The sequence below is a fragment of the Methylobacterium sp. E-005 genome, from assembly GCF_022829725.1.
GTDB lineage: Bacteria > Pseudomonadota > Alphaproteobacteria > Rhizobiales > Beijerinckiaceae > Methylobacterium.
Window position 1 is genome coordinate 22,814 of sequence record NZ_JAKSYG010000200.1, and the last position, 21,264, is coordinate 44,077.

The 21,264-nt window shown below is 69.4% G+C and carries 22 protein-coding genes, 1 tRNA gene and 3 pseudogenes; 11 read left to right on the forward strand and 15 right to left on the reverse strand.

Features of this window, described 5'->3' with window-relative positions; all coding sequences use genetic code 11:
* Positions 1–23: 23 nt before the first annotated feature.
* The 3 genes from MKK88_RS22855 to MKK88_RS22865 all read right to left on the reverse strand — a co-directional run bounded on the left by MKK88_RS22855 (position 24) and on the right by MKK88_RS22865 (position 1,572).
* Positions 24–431, reverse strand: coding sequence for a hypothetical protein (locus tag MKK88_RS22855; RefSeq protein WP_244003807.1), 408 nt, complete (start codon positions 429–431; stop codon positions 24–26).
* Positions 428–958, reverse strand: coding sequence for a Panacea domain-containing protein (locus tag MKK88_RS22860; protein ID WP_244003809.1), 531 nt, complete (start codon positions 956–958; stop codon positions 428–430). The genes MKK88_RS22855 and MKK88_RS22860 overlap by 4 nt, the downstream gene beginning before the upstream one ends.
* A 173-nt stretch (positions 959–1,131) precedes the next feature.
* The gene (locus MKK88_RS22865) at positions 1,132–1,572 is read right to left on the reverse strand and encodes a hypothetical protein (RefSeq protein ID WP_244003811.1); all 441 of its coding nucleotides are present in this window, start codon (positions 1,570–1,572) and stop codon (positions 1,132–1,134) included.
* 85 nt (positions 1,573–1,657) lie between these two features.
* On the opposite strand from MKK88_RS22865, the gene MKK88_RS22870 reads away from it, so the two are divergent.
* Together MKK88_RS22870 and MKK88_RS22875 are read left to right on the forward strand one after the other, a co-directional pair.
* Entirely contained in the window at positions 1,658–2,362 is a 705-nt protein-coding gene (locus tag MKK88_RS22870; protein ID WP_244003813.1) for a glycosyltransferase family 2 protein, read from the forward strand.
* A 369-nt stretch (positions 2,363–2,731) separates the two neighbouring features.
* The gene (locus MKK88_RS22875) at positions 2,732–2,968 is read left to right on the forward strand and encodes a hypothetical protein (RefSeq protein WP_244003815.1); all 237 of its coding nucleotides are present in this window, start codon (positions 2,732–2,734) and stop codon (positions 2,966–2,968) included.
* 169 nt (positions 2,969–3,137) lie between these two features.
* On the opposite strand, the gene MKK88_RS22880 is transcribed toward MKK88_RS22875, so the two are convergent.
* From MKK88_RS22880 to MKK88_RS22915, 9 genes are all read right to left on the reverse strand, one after another.
* A complete protein-coding gene (locus tag MKK88_RS22880; RefSeq protein WP_244003817.1) occupies positions 3,138–3,668 on the reverse strand; it encodes an ATP-binding cassette domain-containing protein in 531 nt (176 codons plus the stop codon).
* A 5-nt stretch (positions 3,669–3,673) separates the two neighbouring features.
* Positions 3,674–3,808: a hypothetical protein gene (locus MKK88_RS33920; protein WP_279602474.1), complete on the reverse strand. Its 135-nt coding sequence runs from the start codon at positions 3,806–3,808 to the stop codon at positions 3,674–3,676.
* A gap of 117 nt (positions 3,809–3,925) precedes the next feature.
* Positions 3,926–4,246: a hypothetical protein gene (locus tag MKK88_RS22885; protein WP_244003819.1), complete on the reverse strand. Its 321-nt coding sequence runs from the start codon at positions 4,244–4,246 to the stop codon at positions 3,926–3,928.
* Positions 4,247–4,793: 547 nt separating this feature from the next.
* Positions 4,794–5,024 (reverse strand): hypothetical protein, encoded by a 231-nt coding sequence (locus MKK88_RS22890; protein WP_244003821.1) that lies wholly within the window; start codon positions 5,022–5,024, stop codon positions 4,794–4,796.
* Positions 5,025–5,445: 421 nt separating this feature from the next.
* Positions 5,446–6,843, reverse strand: coding sequence for an adenylate/guanylate cyclase domain-containing protein (locus tag MKK88_RS22895; protein WP_244003823.1), 1,398 nt, complete (start codon positions 6,841–6,843; stop codon positions 5,446–5,448).
* Entirely contained in the window at positions 6,843–8,255 is a 1,413-nt protein-coding gene (gene hflX, locus MKK88_RS22900; RefSeq protein WP_244003825.1) for a GTPase HflX, read from the reverse strand. The genes MKK88_RS22895 and hflX overlap by 1 nt, the downstream gene beginning before the upstream one ends.
* Before the next feature lie 191 nt (positions 8,256–8,446).
* Entirely contained in the window at positions 8,447–8,698 is a 252-nt protein-coding gene (hfq, locus tag MKK88_RS22905; RefSeq protein WP_007563033.1) for an RNA chaperone Hfq, read from the reverse strand.
* A gap of 299 nt (positions 8,699–8,997) precedes the next feature.
* Positions 8,998–10,362: a sigma-54-dependent transcriptional regulator gene (locus MKK88_RS22910; protein WP_244003827.1), complete on the reverse strand. Its 1,365-nt coding sequence runs from the start codon at positions 10,360–10,362 to the stop codon at positions 8,998–9,000.
* Positions 10,359–12,722, reverse strand: a complete 2,364-nt coding sequence (locus MKK88_RS22915) for a sensor histidine kinase NtrY-like (RefSeq protein ID WP_244003829.1) — start codon at positions 12,720–12,722, stop codon at positions 10,359–10,361. The genes MKK88_RS22910 and MKK88_RS22915 overlap by 4 nt, the downstream gene beginning before the upstream one ends.
* A gap of 195 nt (positions 12,723–12,917) precedes the next feature.
* Here MKK88_RS22915 and MKK88_RS22920 point away from each other — a divergent pair, with 195 nt between their 5' ends.
* Both MKK88_RS22920 and MKK88_RS33925 read left to right on the forward strand, forming a co-directional pair.
* A complete protein-coding gene (locus MKK88_RS22920) occupies positions 12,918–13,145 on the forward strand; it encodes an amino acid transporter (RefSeq protein ID WP_244003831.1) in 228 nt (75 codons plus the stop codon).
* On the forward strand, positions 13,142–13,264 hold the full coding sequence (locus tag MKK88_RS33925) for a hypothetical protein (protein ID WP_279602475.1): 123 nt from the start codon (positions 13,142–13,144) through the stop codon (positions 13,262–13,264). Before MKK88_RS22920 ends, MKK88_RS33925 begins: the two co-directional genes overlap by 4 nt.
* Before the next feature lie 132 nt (positions 13,265–13,396).
* Here the strand turns inward: MKK88_RS33925 and MKK88_RS22925 are convergent, their stop codons facing one another.
* Positions 13,397–13,576, reverse strand: a complete 180-nt coding sequence (locus MKK88_RS22925; RefSeq protein WP_244003833.1) for a hypothetical protein — start codon at positions 13,574–13,576, stop codon at positions 13,397–13,399.
* 63 nt (positions 13,577–13,639) lie between these two features.
* On the opposite strand from MKK88_RS22925, the gene MKK88_RS22930 reads away from it, so the two are divergent.
* Both MKK88_RS22930 and MKK88_RS22935 read left to right on the forward strand, forming a co-directional pair.
* Complete coding sequence (locus MKK88_RS22930) at positions 13,640–14,701, forward strand: oxidoreductase (protein WP_244003835.1); 1,062 nt, start codon at positions 13,640–13,642, stop codon at positions 14,699–14,701.
* A gap of 94 nt (positions 14,702–14,795) precedes the next feature.
* Positions 14,796–14,888, forward strand: a tRNA-Sec gene (locus tag MKK88_RS22935).
* Positions 14,889–15,172: 284 nt separating this feature from the next.
* Here the strand turns inward: MKK88_RS22935 and MKK88_RS22940 are convergent.
* Positions 15,173–15,496 carry a hypothetical protein gene (locus tag MKK88_RS22940; RefSeq protein WP_244003837.1) on the reverse strand — a complete coding sequence of 108 codons (324 nt, stop codon included), beginning with the start codon at positions 15,494–15,496 and terminating at the stop codon, positions 15,173–15,175.
* A 79-nt stretch (positions 15,497–15,575) separates the two neighbouring features.
* On the opposite strand from MKK88_RS22940, the pseudogene MKK88_RS22945 reads away from it, so the two are divergent.
* From MKK88_RS22945 to MKK88_RS22960, 4 genes and pseudogenes are all read left to right on the forward strand, one after another.
* Positions 15,576–15,833: pseudogene (locus MKK88_RS22945) on the forward strand (glycosyltransferase); the annotation flags it as partial.
* A 104-nt stretch (positions 15,834–15,937) separates the two neighbouring features.
* A complete protein-coding gene (locus tag MKK88_RS22950; RefSeq protein WP_244003839.1) occupies positions 15,938–16,945 on the forward strand; it encodes a UDP-glucuronic acid decarboxylase family protein in 1,008 nt (335 codons plus the stop codon).
* A gap of 27 nt (positions 16,946–16,972) precedes the next feature.
* A pseudogene (locus MKK88_RS22955) lies at positions 16,973–17,939 on the forward strand (inositol-3-phosphate synthase); the annotation flags it as partial.
* A gap of 69 nt (positions 17,940–18,008) precedes the next feature.
* Positions 18,009–18,600, forward strand: a pseudogene (locus MKK88_RS22960) (hypothetical protein).
* A 69-nt stretch (positions 18,601–18,669) separates the two neighbouring features.
* Here MKK88_RS22960 and MKK88_RS22965 read toward each other — a convergent pair.
* A complete protein-coding gene (locus MKK88_RS22965) occupies positions 18,670–21,054 on the reverse strand; it encodes a type IA DNA topoisomerase (protein WP_244003840.1) in 2,385 nt (794 codons plus the stop codon).
* Here MKK88_RS22965 and MKK88_RS22970 point away from each other — a divergent pair.
* Positions 21,053–21,241, forward strand: a complete 189-nt coding sequence (locus MKK88_RS22970; RefSeq protein ID WP_244003842.1) for a hypothetical protein — start codon at positions 21,053–21,055, stop codon at positions 21,239–21,241. The two genes, MKK88_RS22965 and MKK88_RS22970, sit on opposite strands and share 2 nt — an antisense overlap.
* The last annotated feature ends 23 nt before the right edge of the window (positions 21,242–21,264 follow it).

Below are 21,264 nucleotides of genomic sequence, written 5' to 3' on the forward strand. Positions count from 1 at the left end.
ATGCCGCTGCCAAAACAAGAATATCAAACTAAAGACGCCCTAATCGCGCGTTCATGCAATTCACTAAGATCATCGCTGCCTAAAGCGCAAGCCTGTAAGTCTTTCATAATAGCGGCAGGCAAATCGCAAATGGCATCTATGACGCCGCCAAATTTTTTCCTTAGTACGGTCGCAGCATCGAATTCGTAAAACTCGTCCAAGCATACCCAAGTTTCGCCGTCCAAGCCGCAGCTTGAAGGCGGAAGGTAGAAATTATGAAATCGGTCGGTGGGCTGACATCCAAAAACACGGCCTCTACCATGCTGCTGAGATGTAGTTTTCGCGACAACGTAAACACCGTCAACTGAGCCAAGCGCTACGAAAAGTTTTCTTCCAGTTTCTTCATCCTTGAATTTAAAGAGCCTGTCAAAGAAAACAGACCCTGGAGTCATCCAAGTGCCCTCATAAGTTCATCTCGCTCCTCTGCAACCTTAGACATCCTGTCTGCCTCATCTTTTCTTATGGCAAGCGAATAAGGTATTCCATGCAAAGGCTTATTTTGCTTATTGTAAACCTGGTCCCACGGCATATTTTCCAGATGCGTCGCCTCGATCATTTCGTCCGCGCGCGCATTATAATATTCTTTTGATAAGTCTCTGAGCAGTCGCATTTCACGTTTCGTAAAATGTTCGCTAGAAAACTCCTTTAACGGTGTGATGACAAGCATTGGCGGCCTATCGAAGCTGATATATTTTTCGCCAAACTTGATTGCCGCGGCGAGATCGTCGCTCGGGCACTCGATTTCGTCAAAAAGATCCTTTGGGACAGGACCCATTTTCCACGCACTATAGTCAAGCCCAGTAACGCTTCGACCAGTTTGCTTATAATGTTCAAAGTCGAGAAAATACAGCAGCTTGAACAGCTTTATTTTGGCCAGGTTCCTTGTGTTTCCGACGAAAAATATGATCGCGTTGATCAACTTTTCGCGCTCTCTGTTTATAATCATTTTGTCATGAATTTGGTTCAGTTGCGGTCCAGTTTGCAGAGAATTTATGCAGTTTTATCACATGGGTTGAGCGGTATATAGCGCACTTGCCCTACACGGGTTATCATGCAGGAGTCGGCGGCGACAATCGCGCATATTTGTCGCGCTTACGTATCCGTGGACACTCGCGGCTGCCACACTTGCCCCGCCTGCGTCCGCTCCCCCTCAATCATCCGGCTCGCACGCATCTTCCTGAGCGCGGAGCCGACGCGGCGAGTCACGTCCGTGATGAGGCGCCGGTCGCTGCTGTCCTTGCCCTCCGTCTGGCAGACGAGGCAGGCCAGTTGCCGGGCCGTCAGAGGTTCGGGCGACTTCCGTAGCTCGGCCAACAGATAGTCCCGTAGCTCGTTGCGGTAGAACAGCACGATACGGGCCGCACGGGGCGTCTTCCCCTCTAGTTCACCCTTGAAGCCGCAGGTGTCGAGAACCCTGTCTATGGCCTCTATATCGTTGGCTAGGATCGCCATGCGTTCCCGCAGTTCGGCGTTCTCTCGGTTCAGTTCCTCGCGCTTGGCGAGCAATCCGGCGATGAGGGCTTCGTCACGCATTTTGCCATCATAGACGATGGCGTATGCCTTGACCTAGGCCGCATTCTGGTGCATTTGCTCCATAAGGTCGCACCTGCGCGTCCGGGTGCTCCGGGCCCTGGGCGGCTGGGATTCCTACAACGTCACCGAGGATGCCGATCTCGGGATGCGGCTCGCGCTCGCGGGCTACACGGTGGGCGATCTGCCGAGCGCCACCCACGAGGAGGCACCCAGCCGGTTCCGGCCGTGGCTCGGCCAGCGGATCCGCTGGCTCAAGGGGCTTGTTCAGACGAGCCTCACCCACGGGCGCAGGCCTCTGTTCAACGCGCGACGCCTCGGCGGGCTGGAGGCGCTCAGCGCCCTGGCTCTGGTCCCCGGCACGGTGGTCTCGGCACTGGCCTATCCGGCCTGCCTCGCCGCGGCGATCTGGTCCTTCCTGGTCATTGAGATCCCGGCCGCCCCCGTCTTCCTGGACAATCTCAGCCTGGGGCTCGCCATCACCCTGTTCGGGACGGGGCTCGGCGCCCTCATCCTCCCCGCCCTGATCGGCAGCGTCCGCCGCGGCTGGAGCGATCTCGCCCCCTGCGCCCTGGGGATGCCGGTCTACTTCCTGATGGTCAGCCTCGCCGCGTGGCTGGCGCTGGTCGAACTGGTCCGCGCCCCGGAGCGCTGGAACAAGACCCAGCACGGTCTGGCGCGCACCTCCCGGAGCAGCCGTCTGCGACATCCTGGGTCGGCCGGCGGGCGGACGGGGACCGGGAAACGCACCGTGTCCCGACCTGGATCAGCCGGGCCGGGCCGCAGGCGATGACGATGGTGGTGCCGCGGGCCGATGGTGGTTCGTCGCGGGGAGGTCAGAGCGGTGCCGGCCTATCATCTCCGCCGCACGATGGAGCGCGCGGACGGCCGCTGCGGCCTCGCCTTCGCCAGCGACCGCCGGAGGCGGACGACGCGGAGGCGGCGATCCACGGGGCCCGGGACCTCTGCCGCAAGGCCGCCGGCATGCTCCTGACCGGGGCGGTGCTGACCGGTCCGCCCGGGCGGAGCCTGTGGTCGTTCAGCCGCGCGCTGGCCCGGGAGCCGCTCTGCCGCCCCCCGACGCGCTGATAGAGCCGGCGCAACGCTTCGCGCCTGCGCATCGTTATCGTCCCGGGGTGACTCATCACCGTGGATCGTCATCATGGCCACGATCGCGATCCTGATCGGCACGCAGGCGGGGGCCCGCCTGCTGGCGGCCGGCTCCGAGCGGGAGGCGGCCCTGTCGGCCGAGGCCTTCCTGCTGCGCCTGCCCGTCCGGACCCTGCCGGCGCCTTTGTGGGTGCAATGCGCCGATCCGGCGGTGAGCGGGCGCCTGACCGGCTATCTCAACGCCCTCCAGGCCGAGCAGGTGCGCGAGCGCGGCGGCGCCCGGACCTGACGCGATGCCGAAGCATCCGGCCGACGCGATCGCGGAGAACGGCTGGAGCCGCGCCGCATCGAGATCCTGTGCCGGCGCATCGGGGACGGTCCGGCCCGCCTCCAGCACCACGATCCGGTCGGCCTGGGCCAGCGCCAGGGCGACGTCGTGGCGCGCCAGGATCAGGGTCTCAGGGCTGCGGGCCCGCCCGGTGGGGATCCGGCCGCCCTGCTGGCGGTCGAGCGCGGAGACCGGCTTCGTCGCCGACCAGGACCGGCCGTCCGTTGTAGAGGGCGCGGGCCACCGAGACGCGCTGCCGCTGGCCGCCGGACAGTTCCCCGGCCTTCGCCCGGAGCCGGTTCGCCAGCCCGACCCGGTCGAGGACCGCCTCGACGGCGGCGATGTCGGCCCGCGCCGGGCGGATGCGCCTGCGCAGGTTGTAAAGGGGCGAGCGCCGGTCGCGGCGGCCCATATGGACGTTGTGGAACACTGGGGGCGGCCGCACCCGGGCGGCCTGGGGCACCAGGGCCATCCGGTCGGGGGCCTGCCCGTGGAACAGGCCGATCAGGGTCGACTCGCCGGCGCCGGAGCGGCCCATCAGGGCGATGCGCTCGCCGGCCCGCACGGTCAGGGTGATGCCGGGCAGGACCGGGCGCCCGTCAGAGGCCGCGGCGGCGTTCCCGAGGACGATGGCCGCCCCGGCCCGCACGATCTCCGGCACGCGGTTCAGTCCAGCAGGCCGGTGGACCGGCCGACCTCGACCAGGGGCGCGTAGGCGGCATTGGTCACCGGGATGAACTTCGAGCGCGCGAACGGCTCCAGGATCGCCGGATCGGTGATGCCGGTGAGCGCCGCCCGCACGTTTCCGGAAAGGCGTGCCGGATGACGTAGTCCGGCAACAGCCGCCCGGAGGTCGAGGCGCGGCGCCGAACGTGAAGATTTTGTCCGCGACGGCCCTCGGAAACTCCGTCTCCGGCTTCAGCCCGGTGGCGGCATTGGCGATGAGGTCGGTCTGGAACGCCGCGTCCTCGGCGCCCGCGCGATCGCCTGGGCGCCCGGCACCGCCCGGCGGGCCTGGACCCCGGTGACCGCCGCCGGGTAGCTCTTCACCGGGAGGTGGCGCACCCTCACGCCGGGCCTGGACTCAAGGCCGGGGGCGACCTTGCCGAAGCGCTCGACGAGGCGGCTCGCGTCCTGATCGGGGATGCCGGTGAAGACCAGGGGTGGGACCGGCTGGGTCTGGGCCTGCGCGGGGGCGATGGCGGCGGGCGCTGCGAGGCATCCCAGGGCGAAGCGCATCAACCGTCCCGATCCCAGAATCCCGTCCTCGTGGTGCGGCACCCGATTTGGCGGGGGCATGAGACCGGGGGCGTCGCAGAAGCCGCGCTGGTCGGCACCCGCATTGACGGGCGCGCATCGTGCGGACGGTTCCAGTCCCAGTTTCGAAAGGTCTCGACCCGGCCCTTTCGAGATGTTTCCGAGACCCTTTCGGGTGATGGTTTCCTCGGATCGCTCAGTGGCTGAGCGCACGATGGGCAAGGCCACCGTCTTTGCGAGCGTGGGCGAAGCAATCCAGCAGCGCCACGCTGATCCAGGTCGCGCTGCCCTGGGTCGCTTCGCCCACGCTCGCGATGACGGAGAGCCCTGGCGGCCCCGTCGAGCGCACAACACCGTGACAGGGCTGGGTCGAGACGTTTCGCAGACCCAGGCAGAGACTTGGTGAATATTTTCCGGCCGGAAAACTCAGGGCCCTGCCGTGAGAGACCGCCCAGGGGCATGGTCCTTTGGAAACCCAAGATCCCCGGTTCGAACAGCCTTCAAGCCTGTTCGAACCGGGATGCCCCTCTTAGCGCATATGACGGCGCATCATGTGGTGACGGTGGTGGTGCCGGTGCATCATGCGGTGGCGCATCATCCGCGACTGCATCCGGGCGGTGCGGTGCATGCCGCCCATATTGCTGTTGCCCGTGGCGACGGCGTTCCGGTCGAGGCCGTCGCCGGGGGCTGCCAGGGTCGGGCTGGCGGCGCCGACGACGAGGCCGAGCGCGAGCGTCGCGCCGAGGATGAGCTTGTTCATAATCTGACCGTTCTCCGCGACGCTGCGCCGCGACGACCGAACGGATTGAAATCCTCCCGGTTCCGGCACCGGGCGTCGCACCGCAGGGCGCCTCAAGGTCCGGCACCGGGGACCGGCTTCGGCGCGCTCGGGCCGGGCTCTGTGACATCCCCATCGCGCCAGCGGATCGATGCGCTGGCGGCAGAGCGCGACAGGACCCCCTCCCCGTGCGGGAGAAATCTGCCTTCGCAGAAAGCCGGGCGAGGGATCGGATCTTTCCGGAGGGGGCTCGCCCTGACCGTGCGTTGAGGGCGCACCCAATCCTGAACCGTCTCGTCCCTCACCCCGACCCTCTCCCGCACGGGAGGGGGGGGCAGGTCGCGCCGTGCTGAAGCCGGTGTGGGAACGGCGCCGGGGCCCCCCTGGCAGCGGGGACCCGCGCTCAGCCCTGAGCCGGTGCGGCCGCACCCGATGCGGGAATCCGCACGCCCGGGCGGATGGGGAGGGTCGGATCGGGATCCTGCTGGGCCACCACGGCGAACAGGGTCAACGATCCCGGCAGCACCGCCCCCGGCACCTGGACCGCCCGGATGCCCTCCGGCAGCGCGCCGCCGAGCAGATCCAGAAAATCCCCCGAGGCGGCGAGTTCGATCTCGGCCGCCTTGGCCTGAGCCTCGATCCGCGACAGGGCGTTCATGGCCGGGCCCAGCACCGTGTATTCGGCCCGGACCCCGTCGTCGAACACCCCGACCAGCAGGTCGCCCGCATGCAGGGCGACCACGACCCGCAGGGTGAACAGCCCCTCCGCGTCCCGCGCCGCGTTGAGGGCGGCGATCCGGCGGCGGAGCGAGAGGGCGCAGGCGAGCGCTGCCCGCGCCTGCGCGTCCGGCCGGTCGACCACGAACTGCACCAGCACCGCGTCGCCGATATACTTGTCCACGAGGCCGCCCGCCTCGTCCACCGCCGCCTGCGCGGTCGCCCGCACGGCGAGCAGGGCCGCCACCATGGCCTCCGGTGGGTGCTCGCCCGAGAGCCGGGAGAAGCCCCGGATGTCGAGGATCATCAGGCAGGCGTGGCGCCGGTGGACGCCGAGCGCCGAATCCCCGTCCTCGGCCGAGAGATCGAGGGCGACCGCGTCGGGCACGAAGCGGGCGAGCAGGGTCCGTTCGTGCTCCATGCGCAGGGCCCGCGCCACCGCCCCCCGCAGGCGGACCACCCCGTCCACCACCAGCAGACCCGCCGCCGCGAAGGTGGCGAGTCCCGTGAGCTGCGCGGTCGGGAAGGTGTCCGCGTTCGGAAACAGCTCCGGATGCCCCAGCCCGATCCCGAAGGTCACGCTCCAGCAGGCGAGGACGACGCCGCAGAACACCACGGTCTGGGCCACCCGCATGCTCAGGCCGGTCTGGAGCAGGAGCAGGAAGGCCGGCAGGCGGCTCACCGTGTCGGCGCCGAGGCCCGCCCCGCCGCCCGCCAGCATGTGCTCGATCAGCACGTAGACGGCGAGCCCGGCATTGAGCCCGGTGCCGGCCCAGCTATAGGCCGAAGCCGCCGGCCCGCCGCCCCGCTCGCGCAGCCCGAACCAGACCGTACCAAGGCCGTAGAGGGCCAGGATGAACCAGTGGCTCAGGGCGTGCAGCGAGCCGTCATAGGCCTGGGCCGCCATCAGCAGCACCAGCACGATCACGATGCGCAAACCGAGCAGGCGCAGGCCCCCGCCGGCCTGCATGGCCCGCAGCACCGCATCCTCGTCCTGATCCGGGGGCACCGCGCGGCGCTCCACCGGCGCCCGGGCGGTTCGCAGGCCGGGGAGCGGCGGGGTGCCGGCGCGGCCTGAGGCCATCAACCGCCCCGGCCGAGGCGCCGGGCCGCCGTGAACCGGTTGAGGAAGCGCGGCTCCTTCTCGGGGGCGATCCGCACCGCCAGATGCAGGGTGCCGTCGGCCTCCGACCGGCGGTCCAGGATCTCGGCATTCTCGTAGAGCCAGTTCAGGGACGCCCCGTCCTCCGGCGGCAGGGCCACCGCGAAGCTCGCGCGGTTGCGCCCGATCCGCGCCTCGATCCGGCTGGTGAGGGCGGAAAGCCCCTCCCCGGTCAGCGCCGAGACCAGCACCGGCGCGGCGCTGTCGCGGTCGTTGCGGGTCCTGGCCTGGCCGCTGAGGTTCAGGAGCCGGGTGCGCTCGTCGTCGTCGAGCAGGTCGGCCTTGTTCCAGACCTCGATGATCCGGTCGGCGCTGGTCTCGATGCCGAGCTCGCGCAGCACCTCGCCGACATCCTCGGCCTGGGCCTCGGAATCCACGTGGGAGACGTCGCGCACGTGCAGCAGCACGTCGGCCTCGATGGCGTCCTCCAGGGTCGCCCGGAAGGCGGCGATCAGCGGGGTCGGCAGGTCGGAGATGAAGCCCACCGTGTCGGACAGGATCACGGTCTCACCGTGGGGCAGCTTGGTCGCCCGGGCGGTGGGGTCGAGGGTGGCGAACAGCATGTCCTTGGCGGTGACCTCGGCCCGGGTCAGCGTGTTGAACAGGCTCGACTTGCCGGCGTTCGTGTAGCCGACCAGCGCCACGATCGGGTACGGCACCCGCGCCCGGCTCTGGCGGTGCAGGCCACGGGTGCGGACCACCGCGTCGAGGTCGCGCTCGATCCGGGTCATGCGCTCCTGGATCATGCGCCGGTCGGCCTCGATCTGGGTCTCGCCGGGGCCGCCCAGGAAGCCGAAGCCGCCGCGCTGGCGCTCCAGGTGGGTCCAGGACCGGACGAGTCGGGATTTCTGGTAGGCGAGGTGGGCGTGCTCGACCTGGAGCGTGCCCTCGCGGGTCGAGGCGCGGCGCCCGAAGATCTCCAGGATCAGGCCGGTGCGGTCGATGACCTTGGCGCCCCAGGCCTTTTCGAGGTTGCGCTGCTGCACCGGCGAGAGGGCGCAATCCATCACCACGAGGCCGATCTCCCGGGCGCGGATCAGGCCGGCGATTTCTTCGACGCGACCCTTGCCGAGATAGGTCGAGGGGCGGATCCGCGGCAGGCTGATCGCGAGGCTCTCGACCACGTCGAGCTCGATCGCGGCGGCGAGCCCGGTCGCCTCGTCGAGGCGGGCCTCCACGGAGCGGGTGGGCGCGGCCTGCCCCGGCCCGGCCCCGTAGGCGTTGCGCGCCAGATACGGGCCGATCACCAGGGTATGGGTCGCCGCGGCGATTTCGCCCTCGGGGGCGGCGTGCGCCTGGAGGCGGGCTTCGCCGGACGTCAGCGTTTCGGTCATACGGCCTTTGGCGCCGCCGGATCGCCGGCGGCTTCGTTCGAGAACTCGGACTCGTCAGAATGGGGATTCGGACGGGCCGGGCCAAGATGCCGGACCGGCGGGGCGGCGGATATCCGCGAGGGCGCAAGCGGATCCACGGTTCTCCCTCCCCCACACAGAGGGGAGAGAAGCGGATGCCCTAGTGCATAAAACTACGCCTTCTCGGCGGTCTCGTCCGGCTCGAACAGCTGCACCGGGTGGCCCGGCATGATCGTGGAGATCGCGTGCTTGTATACGAGCTGCGAATGGCCATCCCGCCGTAGCAGCACGCAGAAGTTGTCGAACCAGGTCACCACGCCCTGCAGCTTGACGCCGTTGACCAGGAAGATCGTCAGCGGAATCTTGTTCTTGCGGACATGGTTGAGAAAAGTGTCCTGAAGGTTCTGTGCGCGTTCGCCCGCCATCTTCTTGGCCTTCTTGTTGTCCCGGTGCACTCGGCCCGGGATGGGTATGCCGCGGGCCGGATCGTCCGGTCACCCTGTCCGCAGCCGTGTATACAACATGACGTCGTCAAAGCGTGGGCGCAAGCAACCCCCGTACCCGGCCGACCCGTGACGGATCGGCGCCGCTCTCAACGCGTCCATTTGCCCTAGAGCATCACCCCGGACATTGGAATCGGGGCGAGGCTCCAAGTCTCCGGTTGTCCAGTGCCGTGTCTCGGCGACCGCGCCCCTCGCCCGGAACGACGCTCCGCGCCTCCGGCCTACGGGCCGATGCCGAGGGACTTCAACTTACGGTGCAGGGCCGAGCGCTCCATGCCGATGAACTCGGCGGTGCGCGAGATGTTGCCCGAGAACCGGGCGATCTGCGCCACGAGGTACTCGCGCTCGAAGATCTCGCGGGCCTCCCGGAGCGCGAGGCTCATCAGCTTCTCGCCGCCCGCCCCGCCCGGCGTCGTCGGCACCAGGGCACCGATCTCGGAGGGCAGCATCTCGGAGGTGACCTCCTGCTCCGGATCGGCCTGGGTCAGGATCATCAGCCGCTCGACGTTGTTCTTCAGCTGGCGGACGTTGCCGGGCCAGTTGTGCGACTGCAGCACCGCCATCGCGTCCTCGGCGATCCGGCGCTTCGGAAGGCCGGTCTGGGACGAGATGTTGTCCATGAAGAACTGGATCAGCTCCGGCACGTCCTCCCGGCGCTCGGCCAGCGACGGCACCCGGATCGGCACCACCGAGAGGCGGTGGAACAGGTCCTCGCGGAACCGGCCCGCCGCGATCTCCTCCTGCAGGTCCCGGGAGGACGAGGAGATGATCCGCACGTCGACATGGACCCGCGTCGTGCCGCCGACACGCTGGAAATTCTGATCGACCAGGACGCGCAGGATCCGGTTCTGGGTCTCCCGCGGCATGTCGGCGACCTCGTCGAGGTAGAGGGTGCCGCCATGGGCCTCCTCCAGGGCGCCGACCCGCCGGCCGCTCTCGCCCTCGACGCCGAACAGCTCGGCCTCCATGGTCTCGGGCAGGATCGCGGCGGCGTTCAGGAGCACGAACGGGCCGTTCGACCGGGCCGAGGCCTTGTGCAGGCTGCGGGCGGCGAGTTCCTTGCCGGCGCCGAGCGCCCCGGTGATCATCACCCGGGCGTTGGTCGGCGCCACCCGGTCGAGGGTCTGGCGGAGCTGGTTGATCGCGAGCGAGCCGCCGACGATGCGGTTGGCGTTGCCGGAGCGCGCCGTCAGGTCGCGGACCTCGCGCCGGAGCCACGAGGCTTCAAGGGCCCGCTCGGCCACCAGGATCAGCCGGTCGGCCTTGAACGGCTTCTCGATGAAGTCGTAGGCGCCTGCCTTGATGGCCGAGACCGCGGTCTCGATGTTGCCGTGGCCCGAGATCATCACCACCGGCAGGTCGGGGTTCGCGGCCTTGATCAGGTCGAGCACCTGCAGCCCGTCGAGCCGGGAGCCCTGCAGCCAGATGTCGAGGAAGACGAGGTGCGGCCGGCGCGCCTCGATGGCGGCCAACGCCTCGTCCGAGCCGCCGGCCGTGCGGCAGCGGTGGCCTTCGTCGTCCAGGATCCCGGCCACGAGGTCGCGGATGTCGGCCTCGTCGTCGACGATCAGGATATCGGCGCTCATGCGTGCATCTCCGCGATCCGGGGGGCCGTCGGTGCGGCGCCCTTCTCCTCTGTCGTGACGGGGCGGGTTCCAGACGGCGCCGCCGCCGGCTCGGACCCCTGCTCGCGCGGGATCCGCATCCGCACCTGGCCGCCGCGGCCGGCGGGATTGTCGTTCAGCTCGATCCCGCCGCCGTGCTCCTCAAGCACCTTGCTGACGATAGCAAGCCCCAGCCCGGTCCCACCCTCGCGGGTGGTCATGTAGGGCTCGAGCAGGCGCTGGCGTCCCTCGGCCGGGAAACCCTTGCCGTTGTCGGTGACGGCGATCACCGCGAACCCGTCCTCGACGGCGAGGCTCACGCTGATCTTGCCCTTGCCGAGCTCGGCCTCGGGCACCTCGGCCACCGCCTCGACGGCGTTCTTGAGGATGTTGGTGATCACCTGGCTGAGCAGCCTGATGTCGAAGGCCGCCACGATCTTTTCCGCACTCCCCGCGCCCCCTTGCGCCGAGAACGCGAAGTCGATGTCGGGGTGCGCGACCCGCATCATGAACAGGTTCTGCTTGGCGATCTCGGTCAGGTCGTTGGGGGCGATGGCCGGCTTGGGCATCCGCGCGAAGGCCGAGAACTCGTCGACCATGCGCTTGATCTCGTCCACCTGACGCACGATCGTGGCGGTGCACTGGTCGAACACCTCCTTGTCGGTGGTGATGACCTTCCCGTACTTGCGCCGGATCCGCTCGGCCGAGAGCTGGATCGGGGTCAGCGGGTTCTTGATCTCGTGGGCGATCCGGCGCGCCACATCGCCCCAGGCCGAGCTGCGCTGCGCCTGGACGAGGTCGGTGATGTCGTCGAGCGTCACCACCCAGCCGCGGGACGACCCCTGCGCCTGCTCGCTCGTGACCCGCACCGTGATGGTCCGCTCGCCCCGCGACCGGGTGAGCTGGATCTGCTGCTGCTGCAGGCTGCGCGGGCGGGCCTCGCTCTCGGCCAGAACGGGGGCGAGTTCCGGCACCGCCCGGGCCAGCGGCTGGCCGACCAGGGCCTCGCTGTCGAGATCGAGGATCCGCTCGGCGGCCGGATTGGCGATGGTGACGAAGCCCGCCGCGTCGAGGCCGATCACCCCGGGCGACACGCCTGAGAGCACGGCTTCCGTGAACCGACGGCGGGTGTCGATCAGGTCGCTCGCCGCGAGCAGGCCCGCATGCTGGCGGCGCAGCTCCTGGGTCATCTTGTTGAAGCTCTCGCCCAGATGGGCGAGGTCGCCGCTGGTCTTCTTGGTCGGCACCTGGGCGTAGAAATTGCCCGAGGCGACCTGATCGGCGGCGTTGATCAGGCGCCGGATCGGCGCCACGAACCGGTTGGCGAAGTTCATGCCGAACCACACCGCCGAGAGCAGCGCGATCAGCGCGATCAGCAGGAACACCGACGCGAAGGTGATCTGGATCGAGCGGCGCAGCGAATCGTAGGTGAGGTACTCGGCCGCCGCCGCCCGGGACACGCCGGGGAAGTCGATGGCGAGCTGGCTCACCTCCCGCTGCACCATCAGCACCGCGTCGTCGTAAGCGGGCATCCGCATCAGCGCGGCGAAGACCCGCCCCTCGGTGGGCAGCAGGCAGATCGGATCGGCGGAGGACGCCGCGTCCTCGAAGGCCGCCGCCGAGGGCAGGCGGTTGGTCTTCAGGACGTCGATCTTGGCCCGGGCCACCACCTCGGTGGGGCCCCGCATGATCTGGGCGACCGGCAGGCCGAGATTGCTCGCCCGGGTCGTCAGGAAGTTCTGGAACCAGTCCCGGTTGACGTCGAAATTCGGACGGGCCCGGGTCAGGTCGTCGGCGAGGATCCGGATCTCCCGGGCGAGGCTCTGGCACTGGTTCTCCTGGTAGGCGTCGGCCACCTCCACGGATTTTAGCACCACGTCGCGGACCCGGTCGGTGAAGCCGAGCGACAGGCCGCGGTCGATGGTCACGGAGGCGACCACGGCGAGCAGGATGGTCGGCAGGATCGCGATCAGGCTGAACAGGCCGACGATGCGGGTGTGCAGCCGCGCCACCGCGGCGTTGGCCTTGCGGGCATGCAGGAAGACCCGCGCCTCCCAGGCGATGATGAAGACGAGGCTGAGCACCAGGACGGCGTTGATGGCCAGCAGCGTCACGCCGTAGGCCGGCGTCGGCGTCACCCGGATCACGCCGGCCAGGATCAGGAAGGTCGCGAGCGCCGAGATCAGGGCGGTGACCACCACGGCCGCGCCGATCCAGCCCGGGCCGCGGGGGCCCGGCCGCAGCGACTCGGCCAAGGCCGCGTCCGGATTGGTTCCCTCGCCCGGCCCTTCCGGGTCCGGCACGGGGCCTTCCTCTGTCGGTGAGCGCTGCAGGAACGGCATGGGTGGTGCAGGGCCACAACAGTGTGGCGGAATTAATACGAATCGCCCCGGTTGCGGTGCCCACAGGTTGAATTCCTCGCAGGTCTGCCACCGCACGGAGCGTTGCGGCCTCGAGTCACGCACCGAATTGTCTCGGTCTCGCAGGCATCCTTGGCGCGGCGACGGGCGATGCGGAAGCTGGGCCGGAAGGTCGCCATGAACAAAGCCGCTCGGAACGAACGCATCAAGCTGACTGCGACGGGGTTGAATGGTGCGGCCGTGGCTGCCCGCGCGGTCGGATGCTTTGCTCCGATCGTGACATCCATCACGTCAACAGCTTCGATCGCGCTCACGGGCTTGAATGGTCTGGTGATGACTTGGTTATCCCTGAGCGTGGGCCTACATCTCGTGGGGCGGCGTGTCTTGCGGAGGATCGAGGAATGACGGGCAGTTTCCTGTCCGCTGCCATCATCGCCCCACTGATGCTGATGGTCGCGGCGGGCTTCGTCTACTGGTTCACAGGTCGGCAGGATCGGCACGACGCTCCGGAGCGTCGGCCTTAGGGCGCGCTCCGCCGAAGCGGACACCGGTTCGGTGCAAGAGGGCGCGTCAAAACAAAGATTTGGAGCCGTCCCGCAGCGGCGAGGCACAGGACACGACAGCGCATCGCGCCCGGGCGATCCCATCCAATCCCCTCAGCCTGAGGTGACCGCGAAGCGGGCCTCGAAGAAGGGCTCCAGGGATCGCAGGTCCATCTGGAGGGCTCCTTCGAGGCCTTCGCTCCGCTGCGGCACCTCAGGATGAGGGGGTGGGTTGGACAACCGACCCAAAGCATCCGAATTCGTGTCGTGTACCGTGGCGGCGAGGTCGGGCATGGCGATCCGGTGTTCTGAGCGCGCGACCCTGCGCCTTCCTCGCGGCCCAGGGACGACGCGGCGATGAAGGCCGCGCCTGCGATCCGGGTCGGCCTGATCGGCTACGGCTATGCCGGCCGGACCTTCCACGCGCCCCTGATCCGCGCCGTCCCGGGGCTCGACCTGCGGCTGATCGGCTCCAGCGATCCCGCCCGGGTCGCGGCCGACCTGCCCGGTGTGGCGGTCGTCGCCGATCCATACGCGGTCGCCACCGCGGACGCCGTCGACCTCGTGGTGATCGCCACCCCCAACGACACCCACGCCCCCCTGGCGCAGGCTGCGCTCGCGGCCGGCAAGCATGTCGTGGTCGACAAGCCCTTCACCCTGGACCTCGCGGAGGCCCGCACGCTCCGCGCCGGGGCCAGGGGCCGGGACCGGCTGCTCACGGTGTTTCACAACCGGCGCTGGGACAGCGACTTCCTGACCGTCCGGGCGGCCATCGGCGAGGGCGTCATCGGTCCGGTCCGGCATTTCGAATCGCATTTCGACCGGTTCCGCCCCCAGGTCCGCGACCGGTGGCGTGAGGGCGCCGGCCCCGGCAGCGGGATCTGGTACGATCTCGGGCCGCACCTCCTCGATCAGGCGCTCCTGCTGTTCGGCCTGCCCGAACGCGTGACCGCCAGCCTCGCGCAGCTCCGCCCCGGCGCACGGGCGGATGATTGGGCCCACGTGGTGCTGGATTATCCGGACCGCCGGGTGCTGCTGCAGGCCAGCATGCTGGTCGCCGGCGGATCGCCCCGCTTCCTGGCGCATGGCGAGGCCGGCAGCCTGATCAAGCATGGCGCCGATCGTCAGGAGCAGCAGTTGCTGGCGGGTCTCGCCCCCGGCGCGCCGGGATGGGGCGCGGATCCGGACGATCTCGAGATCCACGACGGGACCGGGCGGGTGACGCGTCGACCGTCGATCACCGGGGATCAGCGTCGCTTCTACCAGGGCGTGGCCGAGCTGATCGCCCGGGGCACGGTCGACGACGCATCGACGCGGGAGGCCATCCGCGTGATGGCCTGTCTGGAGGCCGCCTTCACGTCGGCCCGGACGGGGGCCTCGTTCGGCCTGCCGCTCGCGCCGGACGAGCGGGGGACCTGAGCGGGCGCGACCTTTGCGCACGCCCCGGCATCCCCAGGCGCAGCCTGCCGCGGAGCCCTTGACCCCATGAAGGGCGGCCCGTAACCCCGATCCCGGAGGCGAACGGGGTCTGGTGGCCCTCCTGGTCTTCAAAACCAGCGGTACGCCAACAGCGTACGGTGGGTTCGATTCCCATCCGCTTCCGCCAGATCACGCACAGGCCGGCGTCGATGCCGCCGGGACCGGTCACGCTGTGCCGGTTCTCGCTCCGGACCAGGTCCGGCGGACAAGCGGACGATCCCATACCGGCGGTGCCGAAGGCCATCTGCGCTGTCCAAGGGCCCCCGTTCGTCGGCTTTCCGGCGGCCAGGGTTTCATGCTGGCGTCTGTCATGTGCGCAGCCGCTGCTGAATGGCCGCGCCGCGGATGGCGCCAGCGGCATCCGAAGTGTCAGCCAACAACGGCCGAAATGCCGCCGTCCAGTTTGGCTGTTTAACCTACTTTGTCGTCGTGATCACGGGCCTGCGTACCGCTGCAGCCATGACACGGACGAGTATCGGCGCAGCCCAGTATGTCGTCACTGCCACGTCGCGAGACGGCATCGTCCAGCAGACGAGAACGAAAGCGGCGAGCGCTGTGGTGCTTGCGAAGAAATGGATCGATGCTGGCTATGAAGCCGTGCAGATCGTCGATCCCACCGGAAATCCGCTTCATCCCGATGGGTACCGCCGCGCTATTATTATGAGCAATGGCAAAATCTATCGCTCGGGAATTGGGCCGACCTGTTTCTGCTCCGCGATCGTCCCAGCGCGTCACCGAGCTACCTTCGGTGCAGGGCCCGCCGCACCAGTCTGCACCCTGGGCCTGCACCATCGCGCATCGCGATCCGGGCGGCTCCGGCACACCGGTGCTCTCCGACGCCTGGGACGGGCTCGACACGCTGCTCGTGCCGGGGCGCGAGATCCTGCTGCCTGACGGTCCGGACGCCGTCCTCGCCATCCTGGGTGGGCAATCCGAGGCGGAGCGGCGGCGGCTCGGCATGGCGGCCCGCGCGGCGATCCTCGCGCGGCACACCGCCGCTGCCCGCGCCGCTGAACTTGAGCGCTATCTCGGGGAGGTGCCCGCGCGGCGCGCGCCCGATCGCGCACGCACCGGTCACGCACCGGTCACGCCGCGACGTCGTTGTCGTGACGCGGGCTTCGACGCCGGGCCGGTATCCGGTCCGGCATCAGGGCACTTCAGGCACTCGGGAGAATGATGGTGGGAAGCAGGAGCGGTATCCGGGTTCTCGTCGCCGGCGGCGCCGGGTTCATCGGCTCGCATCTGATCGACGCGCTCCTCGCCGAGGGGGCCCGTGTCACCTGCGTGGACAGCCTGCTGACCGGGCGGCGGGCAAACCTCGCCCATCTCGCCCGCGAGCCGCGCTTCGATCTCGTGGAGGCGGACGTGACCGAGCCGCTGCCGGCCCTGCCGAAGGCCGCCTGGGTGTTCAATCTCGCCTGTGCGGCCTCGCCGCCGCACTATCAGGCCGACCCGGTCCACACGATGATGACCAGCGTGCTGGGCACCAGCCGGCTCCTGGAGATCGCCCGCGATACGGGCGCGCGGTTCCTCCAGGCCTCGACCAGCGAGGTCTACGGCGATCCGGAGCAGCATCCGCAGGCGGAATCCTACTGGGGCAACGTCAATCCCACGGGGCCACGGGCCTGCTACGACGAGGGCAAGCGCTCCGCCGAGACCCTGACCTTCGATTTCGAGCGCCGGCACGGCCTCGATATCCGCGTCGCCCGGATCTTCAACACCTACGGCCCCCGGATGCGCGCCGATGACGGCCGCGTCGTCTCCAACGTGATCTGCCAAGCGCTCGCGGGCGACGACATCACGGTCTACGGCAACGGCGCGCAGACCCGTTCCTTCTGCTACGTCAGCGACTTGGTGGACGGCCTTCTCGGGCTGATGGCGGCCGAGACCCCCCTCGACGGGCCGGTCAATCTCGGCAACCCTCACGAGATGACCGTCGGCGAGTTGGTCGACCGCGTGGTGCGGATGACCGGGACGCCGTCCCGGATCGTGCGGCGGCCGCTGCCGGTGGACGATCCGCAGCGCCGCCGCCCTGACATCACCCGGGCCGAGACCCTGCTGGGCTGGTCGCCCAAGGTGCCGCTCGAAGCGGGGTTGGAGGCGACGATCGCGTGGTTCTCCCGCGAGATCACCCCGCGCCAAACGCGTCCGGCGATCGAGGAGCACGCCGTTGTCGCCGGCTGATCCACGCCCCGGGCGGCCGAGGCGCTGATGGACGCCGCCCCCATCCAAGTCGGGCTCGGCAATTGCGCATCGTCCTTCGTGCAGGGGCTGCACCATCACCGCGACGCCACCCCGGGCGAACCCGTGCCGGGCCTGATGTCGCCGGATCTCGGCGGCTACCGGGTGGGGGACATCACCGTGGGCGCCGCCTTCGACGTGAGCGCGCCAAGGTCGGGCGCGACGTCGCCGACGCGATCCTGGCCGAGCCCAACAACACCCTGCGCTTCGCCACCGTGCCGGAGACCGGCGTCACGGTCCGGCGCGGGCGGACGCTCGACGGAATCGGCCGCTATCTCGAGGACGTAGTCACGGAGTCCTCCGAGCCGGTGGCCGACGTGGCGGCCGAATTGCGGCGCGCCGGCACGCAGGTGCTGGTCTCCTACCGGCCGGTGGGCGCCCAGGCGGCGACCGAGTTCGACGCGGCCTGCGCGCTTGAGGCCGGCTGCGCCTTCGTGACCTGCATCCCGGTCTTCATCGCGTCGAATCCGGACTGGGCGGAGCGCTTCGCCGCGAAGGGGCTGCCGATCATCGGCGCCGACATCAAGAGCCAGGTCGGCGCCACCATCGTGCACCGGGTGCCGGCCAACCCGATGCGCGAGCGCGGGGTGCGGCTCGACCGGACCTACCGGCTCATTTCGGCGGCAATGCCGACTTCCTGAACATGCTGGAGCGCGAGCGGCTGGAATCCAAGACGCTCTCGAAGACCCGGGCGGCGGCGAGCCAGCTCGACGCACCGCTGGCGCCGGGCGACGTCCAGGTCGGCCCGAGCGACCACGTTCCGTGGCTGACCGACCGGACATGGGCCCATATCCGGCTGGAGGGCACGGCCTTCGGCGGCGCCCCGCTCACTGTCGAGCTGAAGCTCGAAGTCTGGGATTCGCCGAACTCGGCCGGGATCGTGATCGACGCGGTGCGCTGCTCCCCGCTTGCGGGAAGCGGGGGCGTAGCCGGAGCGGCGGTGAGGGGATGCGCGCGCGGCCTCGCGCTTGGAAGAGCGCGGGGGAACGCGAGGATCGACTCGGTGATGCTCTGGAACGAGCCCAACGACGAGTCGCACGGGGATCCCGAGATCGACCCCGACTGGCTGCTCTTTGCCGAGATGGCCAAGGCGGCGGGTCACGCGATCCGGGACGTCAACCCGCACCTGATCCGCGTGCTCGGCGGCCTCTCGCCGATCGATCCGGTCTTCATCCGCCACAAGGAGGCCGAGGGCTCCTCCTACGACCGGCACTTCCACAGGGGCCTGCTGCGCCAGGACGGCACGCCCAAGATCGCCCTGGAGAGTTTTGCCCGCCACACACCCGAGATCGGCCTGCCAGTGGTTCCCTTTCGAGGATCGCCGGCTCGACGCGGCGGTGGCCTGGATGAAGCGTCCGGGCGTGCGCCACCTGCGCACCGGCCTGTCCTGGGCCGACAGCTTCCGCCCGGGGGCGCTCGACGGGTTCGACCGGCAGATGGCGGCGCTGCAGGATTTCGACGTGACCGTCACCTTCTGCTTCACCCCGGAGCACCGGGGGATCTCGCCCCACCACACCAGCGCGCCGCTGGTCCGGTCGGAATACGCGGCGTTCTGCGCCGCCATGGTCCGCCGCTACGCGCCGGGCGCGCCCGGCTGAATCGACGCCCGCGCCGCAGGCGGCGCTCACGGCTCCTCACGGTGCTGGGACACCGGCCTTCCGATCGCCTCAGGCGCGACGTCGTGGTGCGGCCGGTCGCGACGCCGGTGCCGCCCTGCCCCGCCGCTTCCCGCGCCCGGCCGGCCCTCTGGCCTTGGCTGTGCCGGTACTCCCCGTCTCCGATCCGCGCTGCGTCTGGGGGGCGTGCGCGTCGAGGAAGCCCCGGCACGCGTCGAAATCGGTCTCAGCCTCCGGCGGACAGGGGATGCCGCGCTGCTCGGCCAGGCTGTGGGCGTATCTGACCATCGCCGCGCTCGGAATCGTCCGGTCGCGGGCGCGGCCCAAGCCGTCCTCCTGGGGCGCACGCGGCCCGGCATGGGCGTCCAGAAAGGCCCGGCAGACCCGGATGCTGCTCTTGCAACCCCGTGGCAGCTTCATGCCCCGTCGCTCGGCCAAGCTCACCGCGAACGACACCATGGCCGGCGTCGGCGGCCGATCGTCCGCCGGACCGGGCGGGATCAGGCTCGGGTCGAGGCTGATGACCGGCGAGTTCGCGATCGCGGCGATCAGCTCGTCGAGGCGCGCGCGCGTGCGCTCACGGAAGGCGTTCGCACGATCGACGGCCTCGGCCCGCGTGGCTGCGCGACCGATCTCGGCCAGCTCCGCCTCGAACAGGGCGCGCCCGACCGGGTCGCCATAGGTCGGGAACACGCGTCGCACCGCCGTCATGAAGGCCAGGCCGACCTCGGTGACCGCGATGGCCGGATCCTTGCCGGTGGCCAGGGTGATGTACCGGCTCTTCAGGAGCTTGGGCAGGATCGTGTCGCGGGTGGCGGCCGTGCCGAGACCCTTGGGCTCGTTCGGGTTGACCGGGTTCTCCAGGGCACGCTTGACCGTCGGATCGTCGACTTGGTCGATCAGCCGGCCCATCACCACCGGCAGCTCGCCCCGGGTGATCCGCCGCGGCGGCTCGGTCGTCGCGGTCGCGACCTCCGCCCCGGCCGCCGATGCGCCTTCCCGGTCGTTCACGGGGGGCAGACGCGCGGCCGTGGCCTCCCCCTCGCGCCGGGCCTTGCCGGGCACGGTATCGGCTTCCAGCTCAGCCTCGCCGCCGTAGACGGCGCGCCACCCGGGAGCACGGATGACGCTGCCGGTGACGGAAAACGGCTTCGCGCCCAGCGGCGTCCCGACCTCGGCCGTGACGCTCGTGCGCGCATCGATGCCGTCGGGCAGGTGGGCGGCGAGAAAGGCCTTCGCGACGAGGTCCCACAGGCGGAACTGGTCCGCCGAGAGGCGGCCGCGCTCGGGCACCTTGCGCAGGGGCACGATTGCGTGGTGCTCGCCCGGATCCTTGACGTAATGCCCCTTCACGCCCCGGCGGATCTGCGGTGGCACGCCCGCCGGAATGACGGTGCGCAGGTCGGTGAGCACGGTCGCGATGGCGGTGATGATCGCCGCGGCATCACCCGCCTGCCCGTCCGGCAGGTGCTCGGACTCGGTGCGCGGGTAGCTGAGATAGCCCTGATCGTACAGCTCCTGGGCGAGACCGGCCGTATGCTGCGGATCCCAGCCGAATCGTTTGGCGCAGCGCCGCGCCAGGGTGTCCTTCGAGAACAGCCGCGGGGGTGAACGGCGCACGTCCTTGTGCTCGACCGCCAGCGGGCCCGACCACGCTGCGGCGGCCGTTCGGATCGTCTCGGCGACCGCCGCGTCGAAGATCCGCTCCCTCGGCGCATGCCACAGGGTCAGCGCGGCACCGGACTGGGTCTCGAGATGCAGGGCCACCTTGAAGAAGTCCTGCGGCACGAAGGCGCGGATGCGGTCTTCCAGATCGGCCAGGATGGCGAGGGTCGGCGTCTGCACGCCACCGAAGCGCCAGGGTTCCCGGAAGGCGGGCGGGCGCAGGCGCAGCGAGATGGCCCGCGTGCCGTTCAGGCCGAGGTGGTAATCCTCGTACTGCCTGCACAAAGCTTCGAGGTAGGCGGCGTAGTCGCGCTCGCCCGAACCCGGCTCCTGGGCCAGGGCCGCGAAGGCGCGGCGGATCGAGACCTCGTCGAGCGCGCCCAGCTTGAGCCGGTCGACCCGGCCGCGCCAGCCGAGATGCTCCAGCACCTCCCAGGCGATCATCGACCCTTCGCGTCCGGGATCGGTGGCGATGATCACGCGCTCGACGCCGCTCAGCGCCTGCCGGATGGCGGCGATCTTCGGCGCGTGCGACTGGCCGGACCGGTTCGTCCCGTAGCCGACCGGGATCGTGGCGAGCTTGATCGGCAGGGCGTCGAAGCGCCAGGGCTTCCACTCGGGCCGGATGGTGCCCGGCTCCTCGGCCGACAGCAGGTGTCCCTCGGCGGCCACGCAGACCGTGTTCGGCGAGCGGAAGAAGCGCTGCAGCTGGCGCATCGCCGAGGGCTTCTCGAAGAAGAACAGCGTGCGGCCGGAACTCGGAGAAGACATGTCGCTGACCGCGAAGGCGCCTGCTGCAGACGGCAGCTCGTTGCTAGTTTGTTCCAACGTGGCGTCGCATGCAATGGCGCCGTACACGACGCGCCGGAACGCATCCCTCGAAATCCCGCTGTGGTCGGCGTCCGATGCCGCCAAGCCCCTGATTGCCCGGGCCGATAACCAAGTCTTTATTGGTTGAGAGGCGACATGCGCAGTAAAATC

Bases quoted from the DNA above. Each gene is read 5' to 3' on its own strand.
- MKK88_RS22875 (WP_244003815.1), top strand. From the start codon at position 2,732: ATGGCCACGATCGCGATCCTGATCGGCACGCAGGCGGGGGCCCGCCTG.
- MKK88_RS22895 (WP_244003823.1), bottom strand. From the start codon at position 6,843: ATGGCCTCAGGCCGCGCCGGCACCCCGCCGCTCCCCGGCCTGCGAACC.
- MKK88_RS22890 (WP_244003821.1), bottom strand. From the start codon at position 5,024: ATGAACAAGCTCATCCTCGGCGCGACGCTCGCGCTCGGCCTCGTCGTC.
- MKK88_RS22970 (WP_244003842.1), top strand. From the start codon at position 21,053: ATGTCGCTGACCGCGAAGGCGCCTGCTGCAGACGGCAGCTCGTTGCTA.
- hflX (WP_244003825.1), bottom strand. From the start codon at position 8,255: ATGACCGAAACGCTGACGTCCGGCGAAGCCCGCCTCCAGGCGCACGCC.
- MKK88_RS22885 (WP_244003819.1), bottom strand. From the start codon at position 4,246: ATGCGCTTCGCCCTGGGATGCCTCGCAGCGCCCGCCGCCATCGCCCCC.
- MKK88_RS22920 (WP_244003831.1), top strand. From the start codon at position 12,918: ATGAACAAAGCCGCTCGGAACGAACGCATCAAGCTGACTGCGACGGGG.
- MKK88_RS22925 (WP_244003833.1), bottom strand. From the start codon at position 13,576: ATGCCCGACCTCGCCGCCACGGTACACGACACGAATTCGGATGCTTTG.
- MKK88_RS22930 (WP_244003835.1), top strand. From the start codon at position 13,640: ATGAAGGCCGCGCCTGCGATCCGGGTCGGCCTGATCGGCTACGGCTAT.
- MKK88_RS33925 (WP_279602475.1), top strand. From the start codon at position 13,142: ATGACGGGCAGTTTCCTGTCCGCTGCCATCATCGCCCCACTGATGCTG.
- MKK88_RS22855 (WP_244003807.1), bottom strand. From the start codon at position 431: ATGACTCCAGGGTCTGTTTTCTTTGACAGGCTCTTTAAATTCAAGGAT.
- MKK88_RS22865 (WP_244003811.1), bottom strand. From the start codon at position 1,572: ATGCGTGACGAAGCCCTCATCGCCGGATTGCTCGCCAAGCGCGAGGAA.
- MKK88_RS22965 (WP_244003840.1), bottom strand. From the start codon at position 21,054: ATGTCTTCTCCGAGTTCCGGCCGCACGCTGTTCTTCTTCGAGAAGCCC.
- hfq (WP_007563033.1), bottom strand. From the start codon at position 8,698: ATGGCGGGCGAACGCGCACAGAACCTTCAGGACACTTTTCTCAACCAT.
- MKK88_RS22915 (WP_244003829.1), bottom strand. From the start codon at position 12,722: ATGCCGTTCCTGCAGCGCTCACCGACAGAGGAAGGCCCCGTGCCGGAC.
- MKK88_RS22910 (WP_244003827.1), bottom strand. From the start codon at position 10,362: ATGAGCGCCGATATCCTGATCGTCGACGACGAGGCCGACATCCGCGAC.
- MKK88_RS22950 (WP_244003839.1), top strand. From the start codon at position 15,938: ATGGTGGGAAGCAGGAGCGGTATCCGGGTTCTCGTCGCCGGCGGCGCC.